10 protein-coding genes are annotated in these 24,083 nt (G+C 34.1%); 7 read left to right on the forward strand and 3 right to left on the reverse strand.

Annotation, left to right across the window (positions count from 1 at the left end; genetic code table 11):
• Positions 1 to 210 precede the first annotated feature (210 nt).
• The gene (locus JQC67_RS06730; RefSeq protein WP_203252063.1) at positions 211 to 4,203 is read right to left on the reverse strand and encodes a non-ribosomal peptide synthetase; all 3,993 of its coding nucleotides are present in this window, start codon (positions 4,201 to 4,203) and stop codon (positions 211 to 213) included.
• 87 nt (positions 4,204 to 4,290) lie between these two features.
• Complete coding sequence (locus JQC67_RS06735; RefSeq protein WP_203252064.1) at positions 4,291 to 9,633, reverse strand: polyketide synthase; 5,343 nt, start codon at positions 9,631 to 9,633, stop codon at positions 4,291 to 4,293.
• Positions 9,634 to 10,503: 870 nt separating this feature from the next.
• Here JQC67_RS06735 and JQC67_RS06740 point away from each other — a divergent pair.
• The 4 genes from JQC67_RS06740 (at position 10,504) to JQC67_RS06755 (ending at position 15,417) form a co-directional block, all read left to right on the forward strand.
• Entirely contained in the window at positions 10,504 to 11,433 is a 930-nt protein-coding gene (locus JQC67_RS06740) for a PorP/SprF family type IX secretion system membrane protein (RefSeq protein WP_203252065.1), read from the forward strand.
• A 14-nt stretch (positions 11,434 to 11,447) separates the two neighbouring features.
• Complete coding sequence (locus JQC67_RS06745) at positions 11,448 to 13,391, forward strand: OmpA family protein (protein WP_203252066.1); 1,944 nt, start codon at positions 11,448 to 11,450, stop codon at positions 13,389 to 13,391.
• A 396-nt stretch (positions 13,392 to 13,787) separates the two neighbouring features.
• Positions 13,788 to 14,624, forward strand: a complete 837-nt coding sequence (kduI, locus tag JQC67_RS06750; RefSeq protein WP_203252067.1) for a 5-dehydro-4-deoxy-D-glucuronate isomerase — start codon at positions 13,788 to 13,790, stop codon at positions 14,622 to 14,624.
• Positions 14,625 to 14,631: 7 nt separating this feature from the next.
• The gene (locus JQC67_RS06755; RefSeq protein WP_203252068.1) at positions 14,632 to 15,417 is read left to right on the forward strand and encodes a gluconate 5-dehydrogenase; all 786 of its coding nucleotides are present in this window, start codon (positions 14,632 to 14,634) and stop codon (positions 15,415 to 15,417) included.
• An 82-nt stretch (positions 15,418 to 15,499) separates the two neighbouring features.
• On the opposite strand, the gene JQC67_RS06760 is transcribed toward JQC67_RS06755, so the two are convergent.
• Positions 15,500 to 16,522: a LacI family DNA-binding transcriptional regulator gene (locus tag JQC67_RS06760; RefSeq protein WP_203252069.1), complete on the reverse strand. Its 1,023-nt coding sequence runs from the start codon at positions 16,520 to 16,522 to the stop codon at positions 15,500 to 15,502.
• 357 nt (positions 16,523 to 16,879) lie between these two features.
• On the opposite strand from JQC67_RS06760, the gene JQC67_RS06765 reads away from it, so the two are divergent.
• The 3 genes from JQC67_RS06765 (at position 16,880) to JQC67_RS06775 (ending at position 23,349) form a co-directional block, all read left to right on the forward strand.
• The gene (locus tag JQC67_RS06765) at positions 16,880 to 20,008 is read left to right on the forward strand and encodes a SusC/RagA family TonB-linked outer membrane protein (RefSeq protein WP_203252070.1); all 3,129 of its coding nucleotides are present in this window, start codon (positions 16,880 to 16,882) and stop codon (positions 20,006 to 20,008) included.
• Between the two features lie 15 nt (positions 20,009 to 20,023).
• Complete coding sequence (locus JQC67_RS06770; RefSeq protein ID WP_203252071.1) at positions 20,024 to 21,589, forward strand: RagB/SusD family nutrient uptake outer membrane protein; 1,566 nt, start codon at positions 20,024 to 20,026, stop codon at positions 21,587 to 21,589.
• 179 nt (positions 21,590 to 21,768) lie between these two features.
• Positions 21,769 to 23,349, forward strand: a complete 1,581-nt coding sequence (locus JQC67_RS06775; protein WP_203252072.1) for an FG-GAP repeat domain-containing protein — start codon at positions 21,769 to 21,771, stop codon at positions 23,347 to 23,349.
• The last annotated feature ends 734 nt before the right edge of the window (positions 23,350 to 24,083 follow it).

Genomic DNA, 24,083 nt, shown 5'->3' on the forward strand with positions numbered 1-24,083 from the left:
CTAATAATTATTTTATCTGCAAGATTTAATGTTGATCGATAAACGACTTAAAAAATCGACTAATGTACAGACCGAATTTTTCATTAAAAAACTACAGTATATTTTCTAAAAAACGCAGCTAAACTTATACCTGATAAATAGGCCGTTATTTTTCACATAGAACGAGTATTGAATTCTAAGTAAATTTTTGTTTTATTAGATAATTGCTTCTTATTGTGAATTTCTAATATCTATTACTTTTTGTAAAACACGCCCTGCAATTGCATCATTTGGGGCAATAAACATATCTAAGTGGTCACCCGGAACATCATATACTTTTACTCCTTTTAATGCGATTTTATTCCAACCTAAATGAATTGGATCATGTAAATGGAAGGTTTTATTTTCAACTCTCAATAAATCAATTTCAATATCATCAGGTATAAGTTGATACTTTTTCAATATTTTTTCAACCCTTGGATCTTCTTTAAAGTGCCCTTGACCTTCCAAAAGTGCTTGTTCAGTTTCAGCTTGGTCAGAATTTCTTGCTTTTAGACCTTCTATTTTTCGGTTAATGTGATATCTGAAATTTCCCCAGCTACTAATCATTTCTTTAAATAGAATTGAGAGTCTCTCAAAATGATAGCCTAATACAGCCATTTGTTTTCGAAAAGGTGAAGAATAGTAATAATGAGGTGCTGCATATGTGTCAAATAAAGTAAGCATAGTTACTTTTTTTCCTAACTTTTTTAGTTGGCGAGCCATTTCATAGGCTATGTATCCTCCTAAAGAATATCCAGCTAACGAATATGGCCCTACTGGATCAGCATTGATGATATATTGTATGTATTTGGCGGCAACTTCTTCTATGGTAGGCAAAGGCCCATCTTCACTAAATAAATCATTTCCTTCAATGCCATAAACGGGTTGATTGTCATCAAGATGATGTGCTAAGGAATTGAATATTAAAACATTGAGTCCCGCTCCGTGAATTATATACAGCGGTTTTTTACTTCCGTTAGGTTTTATTGGTACGAGATTATCATTGGAAGATACATCGATGTTATCTTCTAATAATGCAGCTAATTTTTCAACGGTTGAATGTTCAAATAGTGTTGATAATGGAAGCCTTACACCGGTCTGCTTCTCGATTAAGATCATTACTTTAACGGCAATTATAGAGTGTCCACCCATTTCAAAGAAGTTGCTAAAAATGTCAACTTCTGGAATGTTAAGACACTTTTGCCATATTTCTGCAACTAATTTTTCAACTTTAGTACGAGCTACGGTGTTATTATTTTGATTGCCTTTTTCAGCAATAGATGAGTCAAGTAGTTTCTTACGGTCTAATTTGCCATTTGGTGTTGTTGGCAAGGTTGTTAAAATTTTAAATTCTTGGGGAATTAATGTAGCGGGTAAACTTACACCCAATGCTTTACGCCATTCTAGAATTTGTTCACTAAAAGATGCATGTGAAGTCAGCGGTACAACATAAGCTATTAGTTGGTTGTTGTGTGCTAAAACTACTGCAGATTGAATTTCGCTTAGATCTGAAAGAGCTTGTTCAATTTCACCTAGTTCAATACGATGCCCTCGTATTTTTACCTGTTGGTCTATTCGCCCTAAACACTGAATTTCACCAGAATCTAATAATTGGCCTAAATCTCCAGTTCGGTATATCGGTAATTTATCATCTAAATTAATAGGATTGGTAATAAATTTCTCGGATGTAAGGTCTGGGCGTTTCCAATACCCTTGAGCTACTCCGTCACCGCCGATACATATTTCGCCTATGCGACCTGGTGCCACAAGTTTTCCATTTTCATTTAATAAATACACTTGGGTATTTGCAATAGGCCGACCTATTGTAATTATCGGATCATCAACCTCTATTTTTTTAATAGTAGACCAAATTGTTGTTTCGGTGGGGCCGTACATATTCCACAATTCATCACATAAATTCAGAAGTTGTTTGGCAAGTTTTGTGGGTAATGGTTCACCGCCGCATAATGCTTTGAGCGGTAATGGATGCTCCCACCCTGAGTCTAATAACATTTGCCATGTGGTAGGTGTTGCTTGCAGTATAGTGGATTTTTCTTTCTCAAGTAGCTCGAGTAATAAGCGACTATCTTTAGCAATAATATCTTCGGTCATTACAAGTGTAGCTCCTTTCAATAATGGTAAAAAGAGCTCTAGGCCTGCAATATCAAATGAAATAGTTGTAATGGATAATAATATGTCATTCTCTGAAATACCAGGCTCAATAGCCATACTTTCTAGAAAATTAACCAAATTCATATGGGTTATTGATACCCCTTTAGGCTTACCAGTAGATCCAGAAGTATAAAGTAGATATGCAACGTCGTTTGATGAAATATCGACAGAAAGAGGTTCATTAGTATATTTAGAAAGACCTTGTTGTATCTCTTCAATGAACAAGATTTCCGTCTGGGCATCTAAAGTGTCAGAAATAGCCTTCGTGGTTATCAAAAATTTGGCTTCTGAATCATTGAGCATGAATTCTAATCTAGATTTTGGATATGCAGGGTCTAACGGAAGGTATGCAGCTCCACATTGTAAAATTGCCAGAATTGTAATTACCATTTCAGAAGATCGTGAAATAGAAACTCCAATAAAATCACCAGGTTCTACACCTTTGGCTTTAAAGTAATTTGCCAATTGGTTGGTTTGCTTTTGCAAATCTTTATATGAGATTTCAGTATCCTTAAACTTTAAAGCACATTTGAGTGGAGTAACCAAAGCTTGGTTTGATAGTAATTCAGGTAAGGCTAAGTCAGTATATGTGACTTTTGTTGCGTTTAAATCTATATATGCTGTGGTGTTATCAGCATCCGTAATATTAGTGAGTAATTCAGTTGGCTCTGCAGTTAATCTTCGCATTACTTCTTCGAAAGAATGCATCATCTTCTCAATTGTCTCTTGTTTGAAGAGAGCTTTGTTATAAGACCATTCTAAAACAAGGTTGTCTTGCGTTCCGCTAGCGTTTAGAAAAATTTCAAATGTGGTAAACGCTCTGTGATTACTTTTTAGTTCAAAATCAAGTCCGGCAAAAGCTACACCATTTGACATACCTAAGTCAACATTGAAAATTACTGGTGCTAATGGAATTCTTGATGGGTCTCTAGCTATAGCTAGTTTTTGAAGTAGATAACCGAAGCTGAGCTGTTGATGTTCATAGGCATCTAATAAGTATGTTTTTCTTTCTTTTAAATATGAATTAAAAGATGAATTTGGGTAGAGTTGACTTTGAATGGGCAATAGGTTTACACAATCACCAATTAGCTGATTCATGTCTGCCGCAGATTGCCCAGCTGCTGGTAAACCTAGCACTATTTTATCTTGCCCTGTAAGTTGATACAAAAACACTTCAAAAGCCGCCATTAGGGTGCTTACAAAGCTACAACCAGCCTGCCAACCAGTTTTTTTAAGTGCATTTAGTAATTCAGGATCTAATTGAAAATCAAGTCGATTACTCCTGTAAGTGCGCTGGGTTGGTCGCTTGAAATCAGTAGGTATATCTAGCTGTGGAATCGAATCTTTATATTGTTGCAGCCAATAATTTTCAATCTTTGAATAATCTATACTTTCTATTAATGCTCTACGTTCGTCAGCAAATGCACTAAAACTTTCTGCTACAGGAATTTTTGAAGTATCACCATTGACATTGGCTGAATATAGTGCTCCTAACTCTTGAATTATTATTCCTAATGACCATCCGTCACAAATAATATGATGTGCTGTCAAAACTAATTGATAATCGCCATCATTAATTTTAATCAAGCCTGCTTTCACCAAAGGCCCTTTTACCAAATCAAAAATATGATAAGCTTCTTCTCGAAGATGAGTATTTATAGTTTCTTTTTTTTCATCCCCTTGAAGATGAGCGGCATCTAGATAATCGAGCTTTGTTTCTATGTTTTTAAAGATGCTCATATAACGACCATCAGTACTAAAAACTGCACGTAAAGACTCGTGACGTTGAACAAGAGTTTCTATTGCTTGTTCAATCGCTTTATAGTTTAATTCACCTTTTAAATAAAGTGAAATAGATAAATTATAAGCTCTATTTGCATCTGGGCCACCTAACTGACAATCGGCCCAAATTTCTTCTTGAGATTGTGTTGTATGAATGACACGAACAATTTCGGGTCCTTCAAACGGATCAAATTTGGTCTTTTTTGGTATGGTCGTTAATTGTTTCATTTTAAGCGATTTTTACTACCTGTGCTTTTATTATACTCGAAAGAATTTTTTTTTAAGAATTATTCAAGTGAACTACTTTGCTATAATTTACTGCAAATCAATTTTTATGAATTCATCTTCATTTTTATCGTCTAATATAAACCATGCAGGATCTCCATTTTCATCGCGCCCTAATTTGGCACCAGCTACTGGCGGAGTATTCAATTTATCAGAGTAAGTTTTAAAATTGGCATTTCCATTAATAGTAAAATGAGTTTCGGTAGTTTCATTTTTATAATGCCCATTTAAACCATTATTCTGAGTTAATGTTGAGGCTTTGGATTGAATTATACCATTTTCTTGTAATGTGTCTATACGTTTATTTAATTGCTCAAGTTGATTAAGAATTAGTTCTAATTTCGATTCTTGGTTATTATTACCAGAAAACGTCGAAATACTATCTTTTACTTTTTGCAAATCACCATCTATAGTGCCATGTAAGATTTTGTTGGGTACTGGCGCACTAATTTCTGGGGGAAGACTTTTATCTAGGTATTTGGCCAATAGATGCGGGGTGTCAAATTCCTCATTTAACTGACGAAATGTAATTGGTATGTTGAATTCTCTTTTACAGGTAGTTGCAATTTGTGTTAGAATTAAAGAGTCTAATCCAAGTTCTAGAAAGTTTAAGCTGTAATCTTCAGTTTCAACTTCAATACCTGATGCATTTAAAATTACCGCCGAAATCTTTTTGAGAATAGTAGATTCTCTACCTAATTCAGTGTTTATATTTTCAACAATAGGAGCTTCTATTGGTGTGTTGGCTGTACTATTCTCTTCTGAAGTTGAAACCGAGATTAACGGTTGGGTAGTAATTGGTTTAATCCAGCAGGGTTTGCGGTCAAATGCATAGGAAGGGAGAACAATTTTTTGTTGTACTTGTTCTTTATAAAATGCTTGCCAATCAGGTTCTAAACCATTAAGCCATAATTGACCTAAAGCGTTTAAAACATTATGATATGCACTTTGATCTTCTTTTGGTATTGGTAAACTAGAAATAATGGGTTTCGACTTGGCGGCTTTCTTTTGTCGTGCCAAAGTAGTAAGTGCTTTACCAGGACCTACTTCTAATAGTAAAACATCATCTAATGCTAAAATGGTATCCATTGCATTTGAAAAACAAACCGATGCTCTTAGGTGGTTAGTCCAATAATCAGCACTGGTAGCCTCTTTATCGGTAAGCCAATCACCAGTAACGGTGGAAACAATTGGTAACCTAGGTGTTTTTAGTTTTAATAATTCAATTTCTTTTTTGAAGGAATCTAGTGCCGGATCCATCATTGAAGAATGAAATGCATGACTCGTAATTAATAATCGATTTGGAACATTTTGATCTTTTAGTGTTTTGCTGAAATTTTCAATTTCAACATCCGGACCAGATACAACACATAAACTATCAGAATTGATAGCGGCAATTGAAAGTCTCTCAGGAAGTAATTGAACTAGTTGCTCACTTGCCAAACGTACAGACAACATACTACCACCCGGAAGTTCACTAATTAAACGACCACGAGTTGCAATTATGTGTAATGCGTCTTCCAAGCTAAAGACTCCAGCTAAATGTGCTGCCACAAACTCTCCGATACTATGCCCACAGACTAGTGTAGGTTTTATACCCCAGCTCATCCATAATTGGGCTAATGCATATTCAGTTACAAATAATGCGGGTTGAGTAAAACGAGTGTCTTTTAGTTTTAGTTCAGCGGCATCATTTGATGATTCAGGAAAAATTATATCACGTATATCTAATTCTAAGTCTTTCTTTAGTATTTCTGCGCAAACATCAATTGCATTCTTATATACGGTTTCATGGGTATAAAGTGCTTTGCCCATTTGTAAATACTGTGCGCCTTGGCCTGGAAATAAAAATGCAACTTCACTTGGTTCTACCTTTAAATTTGATAGGTTGATTTTATTTAATTCTTGGTTCAGTAGTTGTTCAGCTGCCTCTTCACTATCATTTGCAATAATAAATCGTCTATGATTAAAATCATCACGCGTCATTTTAAGTGAGTACGATACTTCGGCAAGTGAATGCACAGAGTTTGATTTTATATAATTACCTAAATCAATGCTATACTGGTTTAAACTATTTTCTGATTTTGCTGACCATGGTAATAATTGAACCGGCCTACCTAAATCTGATTTCTTTGGTTTAATAGGATATTCTTCAACAACGATGTGCACGTTTGTACCACCAACGCCAAATGAACTAATACCAGCTCTTCGATTGCCCTTGTCTATTTTCCAATCATTCAGTGCTGCATTAACGAAAAACGGACCGTTTTCAAAATCAATTTCAGGGTTTGGTTTTTCATAACCCAATGAAGCTGGTATCTGACGATGGTTCATTGCTAAAACAGTTTTCATTAAACCTGCAACGCCTGCTGCTGCCGTACAATGACCCATATTACTTTTAATGGATCCAATAGCGCAATAGCCTTTCTTTTCTTGTTCGCCGAAGGCCATATGAAGACCTTCCATTTCAATAGGATCACCTAAGGGTGTAGCAGTGCCATGTGTTTCAATATAGCTTATACTAGAGGCTGGAACTTTAGCGTCATATAAAGCTCGTGAAATGGCATCAGCTTGACCTTCAACGCTAGGTGCAGTGAAACTTCCTTTACCACCACCATCATTGTTTATGCCAACACCTTTGACTATTCCGTAAATAATATCTCCATCTTTCTCAGCTGCTTCCAAGCTTTTGAGTAAAACTACCCCAGCACCATCACTAAAAACGGTTCCTTTAGCATCTGCATCAAAAGAGCGACTATGTCCATCTGGGCTTAACATGGAGCCTTCTTGATAGAGATGCCCACTAAACATGGGAGCAGTAATGTTTGAGCCACCTGCGAGTGCAATTTCACATTGACCATTACGTATAGCCTCTGTGGCTTCTGCAATTGCCAGTAAAGAAGTAGAGCAGGCAGAATGAACACTAACAGCAGGTCCTTTAAGATTCAAATGATAAGATATTCGCGAAGCTATATAATCTTTGTCATTAAGGGTGTTCGCTTGAAGTAACCCCACCTGATTTATTAATTCATTATTGGGTAGTACGTTGTTATTGAAATATGTATTTGTTCCTGTACCGGCGTAGACACCAATACTTCCATTAAAATGTTTAGGTAGGTGGCCTGATTTTTCAAGTACTTCCCAAGAAATTTCTAAGAAGAGTCTTATTTGGGGATCCATTACTGATGCAACTTTCGGATTTAAACCAAAAAATTTAGCATCAAAAGTTTCTGCTGAAGGTACTATGCCACGAGCGCTCACATATAATGGATCATTTCGCAGTATTTCAGGAATAGCTGAGTCTAATTCTTCTGGAGAGAAAAAAGAAATAGTTTCTTTTCCTTCACTTAAAACTTCCCATAATTCTTCAATTGATTGAGCGCCAGGAAATCTTCCAGCCATGCCAATTATGGCAACATCGGCACTAGTTTTTTTTGTTTTATTTTTTGATAATTCAGAGAAATTTTGAGTCTTCTTATTAGTGGGTTTTATATAATTTGCTAAACTTTTAATGGTAGGATATTGATATATTTTAGCAACAGGTATTTCTAACTTTAGCTGTTGTTTCAATGCGTTTGCCACCATCTGTGATAACAATGAGCTACCACCCATCTCAAAAAAGTTATCGTCAATTCCAATAACTGGTACTTGAAGTTGTTCACTCCAGATTTTAGCTATATCCTTTTCAAGTTTTGTTCTGGGCTTTTTTAATAGTGGTGCTGAATCAGGTCGTACATACTCTTGAGAAGGTAAATTTTTCTTATCAATTTTTCCATTTGGTGTCAACGGAAAATCAGTAACCCATATATAATTAGAGGGTAGCATAAAATCAGGTAAAGTATCAGCTAGAACTTTGCGAATAATGTTAAGTTCTAGCTTGGCACCTTCAGGTTGTAAATATGCAATAAGACGCGAAACTGTTGCAGGGTTGCGATGTACTGTCACTGCTGCTAGTTTGATCTCCGGTATGGCAATTAAGGCGGCCTCTATTTCACCAAGTTCAATACGATGACCACTAATTTTTACTTGTTCATCTTGACGACCCATAAATTCAAGATTACCATCGGGTAAAAACCTTCCTAAATCACCCGTACGATAGATTCGCGTATTTGAGTCAAACGGATTGGTGCAAAATTTCTCTTCGGTCAATGTTTCTCTATTAAGATATCCGTTGGCCAAACCTTTTCCGCCAATGCATATTTCACCAGTATCACCAAATGGTAGTTTGTTTTGTTTTTGGTCTAGAATGTAAATTTGAGTATTTGCAATTGGCATACCTATTGGTATATTTTCATTAGAATATGCCTCGTCTAAGGTGTTGAATTTATAAATACAACAACCAACAGTAGCTTCAGTTGGGCCGTATTCGTTAATAATTGTAGCATCAATTTGTGATGCTCTAAAATAATCGATATGATAGTTATATAAAGCCTCACCACCAAATATGTAATTATAAGCAAGTTGGTTTTTTGGTTCTTTTTGTAAAACAGGAGCCAATAATGCTGTGTGAGCGGGAGTTAATTTTATAAAATCGAAAGGTGCGTATTTGATTAAATTGGGATCCTCAAAAATAGCTAGTCCAGTTCCGGTACTAAGAACCAAACATTTACCTGTAATGAGAGGTAGAAACATTTCTGTAATACTAGCATCAAATGATAAAGAAAGATGGGCAAAAGATCCTGATGAATCCGAATTTTTATCAATGTAGCTACTACTGGCTAAAAGGTAATTTAAAAGACTAGCATGTCGATTTATAACTCCCTTTGGATTTCCAGTGCTACCTGAAGTATAAATAATATATGCTAAATCATTTGGTGAAGTTCTTTGTATAGATTTTTCGATTGGTTCGTTATTTGAAGCGAACCAATTTTTATTTAATTCAATTACCTCGTTGTCAGAAATGGACTTTAAATATTCAGAATTATCAGAATCTGATATTATTAAATCGATTTGTGAATCTTTTAAAATATAATTTATTCGATCTTTAGGGTATTTTGGGTCTATTGGCGCGTAAGCAGCTCCAGATTTTAATATGCCTAGTATAGCAATAATCATCTCGGCTGAACGGTTCATGAAAACCCCAATAAAACTTTCTTTTTTAGATACTTTATGATTAATTGAATTGGCTAATCTGTTAGATAATTCATCTAATTCTTTGAATGTTAATTGATTTGTGCCATAAACAACAGCTAATTTATTTGGGTTTTGTTCAACTTGTTCTATAAAAAAATCGATAACCGTCTTATCAATAGGGAAACTAACATTAGTGTCATTAAAGTCTGTCAATACTTTGTTTAGGACAATATTGTTTTGTGAAATAACTTGTTTAGAGCCATTCTTTTTTTCCTTTGAATTGGCGACTGATTTACCCATGAAAAGCTGTTTTTGTAATTTTTAGATAAAATAGGGGAATGAAAGGTATGCAAAATGTAAGACTGAAATAGATTTTGTCTTTAAATTACCTATGTAATCGATAAGTTGATGATGATGATTAACTGCTAAAACGAAGTAATATTAAAAGAATCAATTTATATACTAGGTGTGACTCAGATTATGGCAATTAATACAACTCATCATCCAAAACGTAAATTTTGAATTTATTTAATGATTTACAAAGATAAAATATTAATACCCATTGGTATTTTTATAGACAAATCATATAGCTGTGAATCACAGCTATACTATATTAAAGATGTTCAAAACATCTTTTCGTAGCATATTAATAAATGATTTTGTGGTAAAAGGAATCATATTTAACATTCGAAAGAATAATCTTACACATATTGAAATATGATATTTACATTATTTACAAATTGTTACGTAACAAAAAAGAGGTGTTTCACATCATTTAAATGTGCTAATCACAACAAAATTTTCGATAAAGTATAAAGAAATCTATTCTTTGTATACCTATAATGCAAATTGATATTTAAGTATTAAACTGAAATTCTAAAAAGTTGAATTTTAATTTCGTTTTCAGAAAGTATAATAGAGCATTTCAATAATTAATGGGCGAACTAAGTTTTTAAGATTGGTCAATTATTCTATGAGCTACTTGCCAATATTTACCTTAAACAACGAGATAAATAATTGAATTATTTGCGGAATATGTGTTCATATATTATTTGAAATTTTCACTAAATCGATTTTAGTAACAATGATGTGATAAGGTGAAATACGTGCATTAAAACATAAATAGTAAAGAATAGGTCAATAATCAAATAATAACAATTCAAGAAAAACATGAAAAAAGTAGTTATATCGGGTTTGTTTATTGTCCTTTCCTTATGGGGTTTAAAGGCACAGCAAGATGCTCAATACACCCAGTACATGTACAATACAATGGCGGTAAATCCGGCTTATGCAGGATCACGAGGTGTTTTAGGTATTACAGCTCTTCATCGCTCACAGTGGGTTGGATTGGATGGTGCACCTACAACACAAACTTTAAATATAAGTTCACCTGTAGGTAGAGGTGTAGGTTTAGGACTTTCAATTGTAAATGACGAAATAGGTAACGGCACAAATCAAGACACGTATTTTGATGGCGTAGTATCGTATACTATCAATACATCAGATACCGGTAAGTTATCTTTTGGTGTAAAAGCAGGCGGACACCTTTTAAACTTAGATTTTAATAAACTCCGTAATTACAATAATGAAGTAGTCTCTATTGGTGCGTCAAATATTGATAAGAAGTTTTCTCCAAATTTTGGAGCTGGTGTTTATTATCATACCGAGCAATTTTATGCAGGTTTATCAGTGCCAAATTTTTTACAGACAAAACATTTTGATAATGCTAGTGCAACAATTGCCCAAGAGCGAATGAATTTCTACTTCATAACAGGTTATGTATTTGATTTAAATCAAAATTTAAAATTTAAACCAGCAGCTTTAATAAAAGCTGTAAGTGGTGCTCCTTTACAAGTTGATTTATCGGCTAATTTTTTATTGAATGACAAGTTTAATTTGGGTTTAGCGTATAGGTGGGATGCTGCCGTAAGTGCAATGTTTGGTTTTCAAGTGTCTGATCAATTTTTAATTGGTCTTGCATATGATAAAGAAACTACGGAATTAGGTAATACCGCCTTTAATGATGGATCATTTGAGGTGCTTTTAAGATATGAATTTAAAAGCAGGTATAGAAGGGTTATAGCGCCAAGGTTCTTTTAATTTAAAAAGGTATCATGAATAAGAAATCAATATATACATTATTCTGTTTGTCATTGTTGTGCACATTTATAAACGCACAAGACAAAAAGAAAGAAAAAGCAGAGAGTGATTATAACAACTATGATTACATTCTTGCAATTGATTCTTATGAGAAACTTGTAGCTGACGGATATTCAGATGAACAGATTTACAAAGATTTGGGTAACGCTAATTATCAAAATGCTAGGTATTCAGAGGCGTCACAATGGTATGAAAAACTCTTTAATGTAGACCAAATAGAGGTAGAATCAGAATTAATGTATCGATATGCTCAGTCTTTAAAATCTACAGGTAATTATAAAGATTCTAAAGTTTGGATGAATAAGTATATGATTGCAAAGAATGATGATGTTCGAGCAATAAAACTAGAAGCAGAGCCCGATTACCTAACTAAAATTGAAGAAAATTCAGGTACATTTAAAATTGAAAATCTTGCAATAAATTCAAATCGATCAGATTTTGCTCCTTCTTTTAAAGGTCAGGATTTAATTTTCTCTACTTCACGTGATAGCGGAATAACCCGTCGTAATATACATTCATGGAATGGAGAATCGTTTACCAATCTTTATAAGGCCCTGGCAAATGATAATGGTGATTTTACCAGCGTAGAAAAATTACCAAAAATTTTCAATAAAAAAACGCATGAATCATCAACCGCCTATACCAAAGATGGTAAAACAGTCTATTTTACTAGAAATAATTCTATCAATGGTAATTTCGCAAGAGATGATAAAGGTGTTAGTCGCTTAAAAATTTATAGGGCTACGCTAATGAATGATGAATGGACTGATATTATAGAATTGCCTTTTAATAGTGAAAATCATTCTGTGGCGCATCCTACTCTTTCTTCAGATGAACGTAGGCTCTATTTTGCTTCAGATATGAAAGGTACAATAGGTGAGTCAGATATTTTTGTTGTTGATATCAATGAGGATGGAAGTTTTAGTACACCAAAGAATTTAGGACCTGGTATCAATACAGAGAGTCGAGAAACATTTCCGTATGTATCAAAAGAAGATTTACTCTACTTTTCTTCAGACGGTCATCCAGGTTTAGGGGGGTTAGATATATTCGTTACTAGATTAACGCAACTAAATACCCCTTTCATTGTGAATTTGGGCAAACCAATTAACACAAAAGAAGATGATTTTTCGTTTATCTTCAATAGTGATACTCAAAAAGGTTTTTTTGCCTCAAATAGACCTGGTGGTAAAGGTAGTGACGATATCTATGGTATTGTTCAAACTAGAGAACTTGAATTAGATTGCCATGTCAACGTAGCAGGTGTTGTAAAAGATCAACTAAGTGATAAGATAATTAGTAATGCAAAGGTGATGTTGTTAAATGCAACTGGCACTATAATTTCTGAAGGCCTATCTGATGAAGAAGGCAATTTTGCAATGCAGGGCGATTGTGAAAACGGTGATTATAAGGCTATTGCCTCTAAAGTAGATTATCTAGAAGGTGAGAAAATGTATAGTGTACATTTGACCGAAGACGTTGAGAATGTGGTAGTTTATTTAGCGCCAGAAAGAAAATCTGCCCCAATAGGTACAGACTTAACTAAATACTTGAATTTAGAACCAATATATTTTGACTTTGATAAATGGAACATCAGAGACGATGCATCTATATCAATTAGGAAGGTTATAGATTATATGAAGGCTTATCCTGAAATAAAAGTAGAAGTACAATCGCATACTGATATTAGAGGTGATGATGATTATAATGAAGCTTTGTCACAAAAGCGAGCAGAGAGCACCAGTTCATATATGATTGAATTAGGCATAGAGCCTTCTAGAATTTCAAGTAAAGGCTTTGGAGAAAAACGTTTGGTATTTGATTGTGGTAAAAATGTAAATTGCTCTGAAGCAAATCATCAAGAAAATAGAAGGTCTGAGTTTATCGTCATAGAATAAGCGCAGCCTTATTTAAACCTAAAAAGAGATGGCGAAACCATCTCTTTTTAGGTTTAATTCATTCATTTTGCATAGCGGGTTATTCTGCAAGATATGCTCATCTTAGATTGATAGTTCTAATATATGCTATTGTCGATTTTAAAGTCCAAACATTTTCATCCAAATGTTTAATACACAAGTGAAAAGGTTTATAAGAACTTTAAAATATGCTTCCTATTAATTCTATATCGCTCGTATAATGTGTGTGATATTAATTGATTTAATTCTGTGAATTAGGAGGGTATAGTAACTATAGAAAAGCATATTTGTTGAAGCAATTAGGTGAAAAGAAATATATTTTTGAAGCTACAATTAATTAATTATATTTGCGTAATCGATTACATATAAATAAGCACGATGATAAACCATGAATTTAGGTACGCCGCAAATCCAAAGGATGTTAAAAGCTACGGAACGGAAGAACTTAGGAAAGAATTTTTAATAAATAAGTTATTTGTAAAAGACGAAATACAAATAACCTATTCAATGTATGATCGATATATAGTAGGAGGGGTGATGCCAGTTGATAATGTGTTGAAATTGGAAACCATTCCATATCTGAAATCTGAAAATTTTCTAGATCGTAGGGAATTAGGTATTGTAAATGTCGGTGGTAAGGGTAAGGTAGTAGTAGATGGTACCACATATGAATTGAACAGTAAAGAGGCTCTTTATGTAGGCCGTGGCTCAAAAGAAGTTTTGTTTTCAAAATTAGGTGATGAGCAACCTTTGTTTTATATAAATTCTGCACCAGCGCATAAAAGCTATCCTAGTAAAAAAATAGATACTGAAAGTGCTGAAGTAGTGCATCTTGGTGATGAAAAGTTTGCAAATAAAAGAGTATTGCGAAAACTTATTGTCAATAGCACTGTAGAGACATGTCAGTTACAGATGGGTATGACAGAACTTTTGCCAGGTAATGTATGGAATACCATGCCTGCGCATACTCATGATCGTAGAATGGAAGCATACTTTTATTTTGATTTAGAACCAGAGCAAACTATTTGCCACTTTATGGGTGAACCTCAAAATACAAGACACATTTTTATGCAGAATAATCAGGCGGTATTATCACCGGAATGGTCTATTCATTCTGGCGCCGGTACCTGTAGTTATTCTTTTGTTTGGGGTATGGCTGGTGAAAACTTAGATTATAGTGATATGGATGTCTTTGCTCCAAACGAACTTAAATAGTATACAAATGAAATTGTTCGATCTTACAGGTAAAAGGGCTTTAGTAACTGGTGGTACACACGGTCTGGGAATGGCAATGGCTGAAGGCTTAGCTAATGCGGGTGCTGAATTAGTTATTACGGGTACTACGCCTGAAAAAATGAAGGATGCACTAGCGTATTATAAAGAAAAAGGATTTACTGCTACCGGTTATATTTTTGATATAACAGATGATAAATTAGCTTCTAAAAAGGTTGATGAAATCATAGCTGAAGGTGGTCAGATAGATATTCTAGTAAATAATGCTGGTATTATTAAAAGAGAATTGGCTACTACGATGCCAATAGATGACTTTAGAAGAGTAATAGAAGTTGACTTGGTTGGCGCTTTTATTATGTCTCAATTAGTTGGTAATTTAATGATTAAGCAAGGTGGCGGAAAAATAATTAATATTTGTTCTATGATGAGCGAATTAGGCCGGAATAGTGTTTCGGCATACGCAGCTGCAAAAGGAGGACTTAAAATGCTTACACGAAACTTAGCAACTGAATGGGCAAAACATAATGTGCAAGTCAATGGTATAGGTCCCGGATATTTTGCAACTAGTCAAACCGCCCCAATTAGGGTTGATGGACATCCTTTTAATGAATTTATTATCAATCGAACACCAGCAGCAAGATGGGGTGACCCAGAAGATTTAGCAGGTACTGCTGTATTTTTAGCTTCTAAATCTAGTGATTTTGTAAACGGACAAATTGTCTATGTTGATGGTGGTATTTTAGCTACTATTGGTAAGCCATCAAATGAGAACTAGGCTTTTTTTGTAGGTAAGTAAATTGCTAGAAATTCGTAAACTTCTATATATTTAAATCGATATTATTGTAAGATTGATATACTTATGATTTTAGCTTTGTAGAAGATTGTCGTATCATCAATGTTGGTGTAAGCACCATGCTTTTTTGTATTTTCACATCTTTAGAATCCATTTGTTCTAAGAATACTTTAGCAGCTGTTTTTCCCATTAATAATGGGGATTGGTCTACAGAGCTAATTGGTAATTCCATAAATTGGGTGAAAGGTTCATTACTGAATCCTACAACACAAAAATCTTCTGGAATTTTAACATTAATACTTTTCAGATGTTGTATGGCACCCAAAGCTCCTAAATCAGTAGCTGAAAATATAGCATCTGGCGGATTTTCTAAATCCATTAGTTTTCTTGCAGCTTCTCTACCTGCTTCAATTTCACTTTTTAAATTTACTGTGAATTCAGGGTAAACTTCAAGCTCATTGTCTAATAAAGCGTTTCTGTAGCCTTCATATCTATTTTTATAAATTAGCAGCGAAGGATCTACTGTCATATGTGCAATTTTAGTGCAGCCCTGTTCAATAAGGTGTTGTGTTGCATTGTATGCGCCTTGGTAATCATCTAGTGTCACTGAGCTTGCTCCCCGTATATCCATTTTTCTGTCAAAGAAAATGAGCGGTACATTTTTTTTCAATACTTGCGTAAAATGTTCAATATTATCAGTTTGCCGCGATAGCGAAATGAGAATACCATCTACTTGTGCATTCAATAGATTTTGAACAGTTTCCATTTCTTTTTTCTCATCTTCATGAGTTTGACATATAATAATATGATAACCTTTAGGTATAAGTTCTTCCTCAATACCTCTTATGACTGTAGAGAAAAAATTTCTATTAATAAATGGTAGTATTACGCCAACATTATTACTCTTACCACTTTTTAGTGCTGCAGCTAGCCCATTTCTTTTATAATTAAGTTTCTCTGCAGTATCTAAAACAAGTTTTTTGGTGTCTGCACTAATACGCGGGTTATTGTTAAGTGCCCGAGATACTGTTGCAGCAGTAATGTCCAATGCTTTCGCTATGTCATAAATCGTCGTTTTTTTACTCATTAAGCACTATTATAAAATACTAAATAAAATTTGTGGCGCTAATATAAACTAAAGCTGTTTGACGAATAGGAAATAAATAAAACGATCTACTACTATTTTTTAAGATGCTTTAAACATAAATTTTCCATGTCTGAAGAATAGGCTTGGCTAATCATTTTGTTAAAGTAGGAATAATTTTAGATTAAAATTACTGAATCAATATATTTTGATGTTAAGTTTTGTCTGTATCATATTAATTATTATATTGCGCAATCGATTACATTAAGTTATTCGTAATTGGCGAGAATACATATTTATTAAAGAATTGCTAAACGAATAAATAAGTCAAAACTTTTATAGCAACCTAAATTATGAAGTATGAAGACCAGAATTAAATTTTATCTCCTCTTGTTTGGAGTACTATTGTCCACATCGTTTTATGGGCAAAGTGAGTCTACAATTAATGGTGTAGTTTCAGATGGAACTGGGGTACCTTTGCCGGGTGTAACCGTAATTATAAAGAACTCTTCAACTGGAGCGGCAACAGACTTTGATGGTAAATACAGTATCAAAGCTAGCTCTGATGATGTTTTAGTCTTTAGTTACATTGGGTTTAAAACTCAGGAAATAGCAGTTAATAACCAATCAAATATTGATGTGGCTATGATTGAAGATGCTAGTGAACTAAGTGAAGTGATTGTAGTTGGATATGGTACGCAGAAAAAAAGTGACCTTACTGGGTCAGTTGCTTCTATATCAGCTGATGAGCTAAATTCTCAGCCAATTACATCAATGGAGCAGGGTATGCAAGGTAAGATAGCAGGTGTTAATATAACTAATAATTCATCTGCACCTGGTGGTGGAATTAGTGTGAAGATTAGAGGAACAACTTCTATATTGAACGGTAATGAACCGTTGTATGTAATTGATGGATTTCCAGTAACTGGTCAATCACAATTCTCAACAAGTGCTGGTAGGGGGCAAGATAGTAGTACAGGTACTGATTATACTGTAAATCAAAATCCTTTATCATCTTTAAACCCTTCTGATATACAGTCTATTGAAGTGCTTAAGGATGCATCTGCTGCTGCAATTTATGGGGTAAGAGGTGCGAATGGTGTTATTTTGATAACAACAAAAAGAGGTCAAACAGGTGCTCCAAGAATATCATATAATGGTTATGGTGGTATACAGACGGTTTCAAATAAAATGGATATGTTGAATGCTCAAGAGTATCAAGATATTTATAATATGACTGCTGCAAATAGTAATGATCCAGTTGTATTTGCTGGTGCTCCGGCATATGATACAGATTGGCAAGATGAAATTTTCAGAAGCGCCTTAATTCAAAATCATCAATTAAGTGTGAATGGTGGTTCTGAATCTGTACAATACAATCTTTCAGGAAGCATGTTTGAGCAAGAGGGTATTATTAAGGGGTCTGATTTTACAAGGTATTCCTTAAGAGCAAATTTAGATATTAAGGCAAGTGAAAAATTCAAAATAGGTACTTCCTTAAATATTTCTAGGTCTATAAATAATGCCGCTGAAACAGAAGGTGAAGCTACTAATAGTATTACTGCTTTAGCGCTTTCAACATCGCCAATTTTACCTATTTTTCAGCCTGATGGTACATATTCAAGTAACAGGTTTGTTGAGAACGCTCCAGATGCTCAAGGAAGTTTAAATCCTGTTGCATTTATAAATGAATTTTCTGATGAAAGTGTTAATACACGAATATTAGGAACGCTGTTTGGAGAGTATGAACTAGTAGATGATTTAAAATTTAAAGTGAGCGTTGGTACAGACATTGAGAATAGAGATCGACACGTATATAGAACTTCAAAGTTCAACAATGAAAACCCGTTGAACTCTGCTGATGTTAGTTCTGTTAATAGAAGTTCACTCTTGAATGAGAATACCCTTAATTACAACAAAACTTTTGGCAACCACAACCTGCAGTTGTTGGGTGGTTTTACAATGCAAAAAGAAACAGAAGAGTTTAGATTAATTTCGAGTAAAGGTTTTGCAACTGATATCACCGGACCATATGATTTAGGCGGTGGATCAGTAGTGCCAAATGTAGATTCGCGCTATGCTGAGTTCAGTATTATGTCATTTCTCGGAAGGATAAACTACAATTTTGACGACCGTTATTTAATAACTGTTACAGGGCGTCGAGATGGTTCGTCAAAGTTTGCTGAAAACAATAAGTGGGCATTCTTCCCATCTGCTGCGGTAGCATGGAGAGTTTCAAACGAAGATTTCATGGCTGAATCTGACTTTTTTGATAATTTAAAGTTCAGAGCTGGTTGGGGGCAAGTAGGTAACCAAGAGCTTCCAACATACAGGTCTTTAGCACTTTTGCAATCTGCACCATACAATTTTGGAGATGGATCTAATGTGAATGGATTTTCACCACTTAGAGTACCAGTTCCTGATTTGACTTGGGAAATAACTAGCCAAGCTAACTTTGGTTTAGATGCTTCTGTTTTGAAAGGAAGAGTCAATGCAACATTTGACTATTATATTAAGAAGACCGAAGATTTATTACTAGAGGTTAGATTACCTGAAACTTCAGGAATTATTGATCCTTCAGTTCAAAATTTAGGTGAAATGGAGAATGTAGGATGGGAACTTTCTATGGATGGAACAGTTATCGACACTGAAAATTTTAGATGGAATTTAGGATTCAACATGTCTGGTAATAAAAACGAAGTTACCTCTTTGGGTGATTCTAGCAAAGTGGGTGATGGCGATCAGTCGTATGAAATTGCACAACCAACGTTTGCAGGATCTACACCAAGGTCATATGTTGCTGTTGGGCAACCAACAGGGGTATTTTTTGGATATAAAACTGACGGATTGTATCGCAGTCAAGCAGAGGCTGATGCAGGTCAAGTGCTTCAAGATGGTGTGTTACCTGGTATGGTTAGATACGTAGATGTTGAACAAGATAATGTTTTAGATAGTAAGGATCGAACAGTGCTTGGTAGTCCACACCCAGATTTGATATATGGTTTTAATACCAGCTTCACCTATAAAAACTTGGAACTAAGAACTTTCTTCCAAGGTCAAAAAGGTGGTTTGGTTTACAACGCCATGCGTAGGTTTAACACAACCATTACAAGAGGGCAAAATGTTTTAAGTGAACGAGCAGATTATTGGACTACTCAAAATACTGATGCAGTTTGGCCAACGCCTTATCAAAATGCTCCTTTAGTAGGTGGTTCAGGAAATATTGGGGAATCTGATTTTTTTCTTGAAGACGCTAGCTACTTAAGAATGAGAGAAATTACACTTACATATAATTTTCCAGAAAATTTTCTCGGTGATGTTGGTGGATCAATATATGTGACTGGGCAGAATTTGTTTACTATTACTGACTATTTAGGTTATAATCCTGATACAAATGGTCGTGCTAATGTAAGAGGTTCTTTTGGTTGGGACATTAGTTCTTATCCATTGGCACAAACAATATTAATGGGATTAAAACTAGACTTCTAATATAAAATCAAAAAAATGAAAAATTCAATATATTTACTATTGGTATGTCTGGCAACCGTCTTTACGGGGTGCGAAGATTACCTTGAAGAAATCCCTAAAGATTCAATATCTCCTGTTAACTTTTATCAGTCAGAAGAAGATGCAGTTGCCGCTGTAAATGGGGCGTATGCTGCCTTAAGGGTAAATGATTATTATTCTAGGTACTGGATAACTTCAAGCACACTTGCATCTGATGGGTGTTTCTCGCGATTAAGTGCTACTTCTGATCGTGGTCAAATCATTACAATGAATGATGCTGGTATGGTAACAAGTAGTCGTTATAATATAGCTATTTGGGGTGCTGTTTGGCAGGCTGTTAATCGCGCGAACGCTGTGTTAGATAATGTGCCAGAAATTGAAATGGATGAATCTTTGAAAACAAGAATTCTTGGTGAAGCAAAGTTTTTGAGAGCTTTAACCTATTTTAATATGGTAAGAAGATGGGGTGGAGTTCCGCTAATTTTATCTGAAACAGTAACTTCTGATATAGGTGAATTACAAGTTTCTAGAAATACAGCTGATGAGGTTTATGTTCAAATAATAATTGATCTAACAGAGGCAATGCAGTCATTGCCAAACATTGGAGACTATTCTGGTAACGATGTTGGTCGTGCATCTAAAGAAGCTGCGCAAGGTCTTCTTGCAAAAGTTCAATTGTACAGGCAAGATTGGGCCAATGCAAAAACTAATGCTGTTGCAGTAATTAATTCACCTTCTGGTTTAGACTTAATGCCTGATCCAAAAGATAATTATTGGCAATCAAATGGAAACGTAGATAACAACATTGAAAGCATTTTTGAAGTGCAATATAATGGCGTTTCTCCTCAAGGGCATCAATTAGGAAATAATTTTGAACCAAATAGTAACGGTTATGGACCAGGCCAGTGGGGTACAATAATTGGTAGCTTGTGGTGGTACAACAAGTTTGATGAAAATGACAAAAGAAAAGAGGCTACATGGTTAACTGAATTTCCAAGTTTAGAGGGTGATACTATTGTTCAATGGTATGAGAATACATATCCTGTCCCGCATGTGAACAAATACCGTGATCCTTTGAATAAGGTTAGTGATGGTATGGCTTATAACATTAAAGTATTACGTTTTGCTGATGTATTATTGACAGCAGCTGAAGCGACCAATGAAGCTGAAGGGCCAGGTAATGCTTATCAATATGTGAATAGGGTGCGAAATAGAGCTGGTTTACCTGATTTATCGGGGTTAAGCAAAGAACAGTTGAGAGATTCTATTTATCTTGAATTTAGAAAAGAACTTTGCTACGAAGGTCAAGATTATGAAGAATTGGTCAGACAAGGCAAGTTTTTTGAAAATAAGGAGGCCTACGCTACGTATACGGTACCACCTATGTTTGATGATGATGGTAACGTTTTCGTTCCAAATCAAGCGCTTTTAGATCGTATAGCGCGTTATCAGCCAGACTTAGAGTTCTATGAGGTGGATGAATGGAATACCATTTTTCCTCTTCCTCAAGATGCACTGGATAAAAATCCAAATCTTGCGCAGAACCCGGGTTATCCGCAATAAAATATAACTATAAAAATGAGGGGGGAGTTTATCTCCCCTTTTTTGTGCTTTCTACTCACTTATTTTATAATATACTTTTAAAGTATGAAGGGTATTTATTGAGAATATGAGTAGTTTATAATTAATTTCATTTTTATTTATAGCTTCTTTACATTTACAACTACTGCAAAACAAGTACCATGTTGTACAGGCTTCTCGTTTTTTTAGTTCTAATCGCTTTTCTTACTATTTCATGTAAAGAAAAAGCTAAAGAAAATAATAGTTCTAATATAGAGAATGCATCTGTTACGTCTTTGTCTGGAGAAAGTCTAGCAAAAGCATATTGCGCAAGTTGTCATTTGTTTCCAGAACCTAAATTATTATCCAAAAAAACTTGGAAATATGGGTTGCTACCTCAAATGGCGCATAGAATGGGTATATACGATGATGTTACAAGACAAAGTCTAATAGAATCAAATGCAGGGGGCGAACTGGTAAAGCGAAATAATATTTTTCCTGAGCAACCTTTGGTAAATGATAAAGAATGGCAATTGATTCAAGATTATTACATAGAAAGTGCTCCTGACTCGCTTAAAATAGAAAGTAAAAAATTAAAAGATAAAATTCGTGGGTTAAAAGTAGAAGTACCTGATTTTCATATTTCGCCACCAATGGTAACTGCAATTAAATTTAATGCAGATTTGAATGAAGTGTTGGTTGCTGATACCAAAGCAGATTTTAGCACTATAAATATTTTAGATAAAAATCTTCATTCAATTAACACTTTGGCATTGCCATCGCCTATCTCTCACATAGACTATAAATCTGACACTATAATAGCTACTTTGATGGGTAGTTTTACACCCTCAGATAATCCGTCAGGTAGTCTGGTTAAAATTTTTAAAAGGCCTGGGGATAAAGAGTATAAAGGTTTTAAAACAATTTTACGAAACCTTCAAAGACCTGTTCAAAGTACTTTTGTTGATATAAATGAAGATAATTTTGAGGATATTATTGTTTGTGAATATGGTAATCATACGGGAAAATTAAGTCTTTTTGTTAATAGCAAGAATGGACAATATGAGAAACGGGTTTTAAATTCTGACCCTGGATCTGCAGCAGTAGAAATTAAAGATATAAATGATGATGGCTTAAAGGATATGGTAGTCTTGATGAGTCAAGGTAAAGAGCGAATAGATGTTTACTATAATCAAGGTGAAGGTGATTTTAAAGTTGAAACGCTATTAGAGTTTCCGGCGGTATATGGCTCTGTTTCTTTTTCTATGGTTGATTGGAATAAAGATGGGCATGAAGATATTATTTATGTTAATGGAGATAATGCCGATTATTCGAGGTTTCCGAAGCCATATCATGGGCTAAGAATATTTTTAAATGATGGTGATAATAATTTTCAAGAAACATTCTTTCAGCAACAAAATGGTGCATACAAGGCGATAATTTTTGATTTTGATAAAGATGGAGATATTGATATAGCACTTACCTCTTATTTTCCGGATTTAGTCAACTCTCCAAAAGAAGGTTTTGTTTTTATGGAAAATATAAGTGTTAACGATGTTATTCAATTCGACCTCAAATCTTTTAATAAAGCTAGTTCAGGAAGATGGCTAATTATGGAAACAACTGATTTGGATCAAAATAATTTTCCAGAATTACTTTTAGGATCTTTCACGGGAATGGAAATTAATGGTGATATAGACAGAAATACTGCTAAACATTTTTTACAAAATTCACCAACCTTATTGCAGTTAAAGTTTGATTGAGACATTTACATTTCTAATTATGCACTAATTAAAAGGATAAGCACTATTAATTATTTAGTGAATTTTTTTGGAATAGTCTGATTGCTAATTGTTAGTTCTTGTACTAGAATCAACTTGAATTTTGTTAGGCTGAAAAGAAAGCATTTAAAATCACTCATTATAAACAACTTAATGATGATTTTTATTGAATAAATGAAGGCAATTTTCAGTTTTCTCCTGTAATCGAAACATTATTCTTGATAAATATATCTTATATGATTATTTAACATGTTGATTATAAGTATGTTGAATTGATAGTAATCGATTACAGTAATATTTTTCGTAGTATTTTGTTTTGAAATAAATAGTTGATAGTAGAGGGTAGTTGTACTAAAATAGCAATTCAAGATTTTTATTTAGAAATGATAATTTTCATTTATTAATGTAATTGCTTAATATATTGATAAATACTACAAGATATTATTGAGTGTACTGTAGTGTAGGAGAATAAACTTGAATTTGCATCCCAATTGTTAAAAATCATTATTTATAATATATTTTAGGTTTTATATTAATATTTCTATTATATTTGAATGTGATTGTAATCGATTGCATTAATAATTATTAAAATATACTGTAACTAATCAAATCTTAGAACTAGAAAAGTCCTTTCATCCAATTGGTGGACATTGAAATTTCATGAAGTTCTGGATAATATAAAATTGAAGAAAGTTTCTTTAAGTTAGTTTGTGATG

This window comes from Aurantibacter crassamenti, from assembly GCF_016811105.1.
Lineage (GTDB): Bacteria > Bacteroidota > Bacteroidia > Flavobacteriales > Flavobacteriaceae > Aurantibacter_A > Aurantibacter_A crassamenti.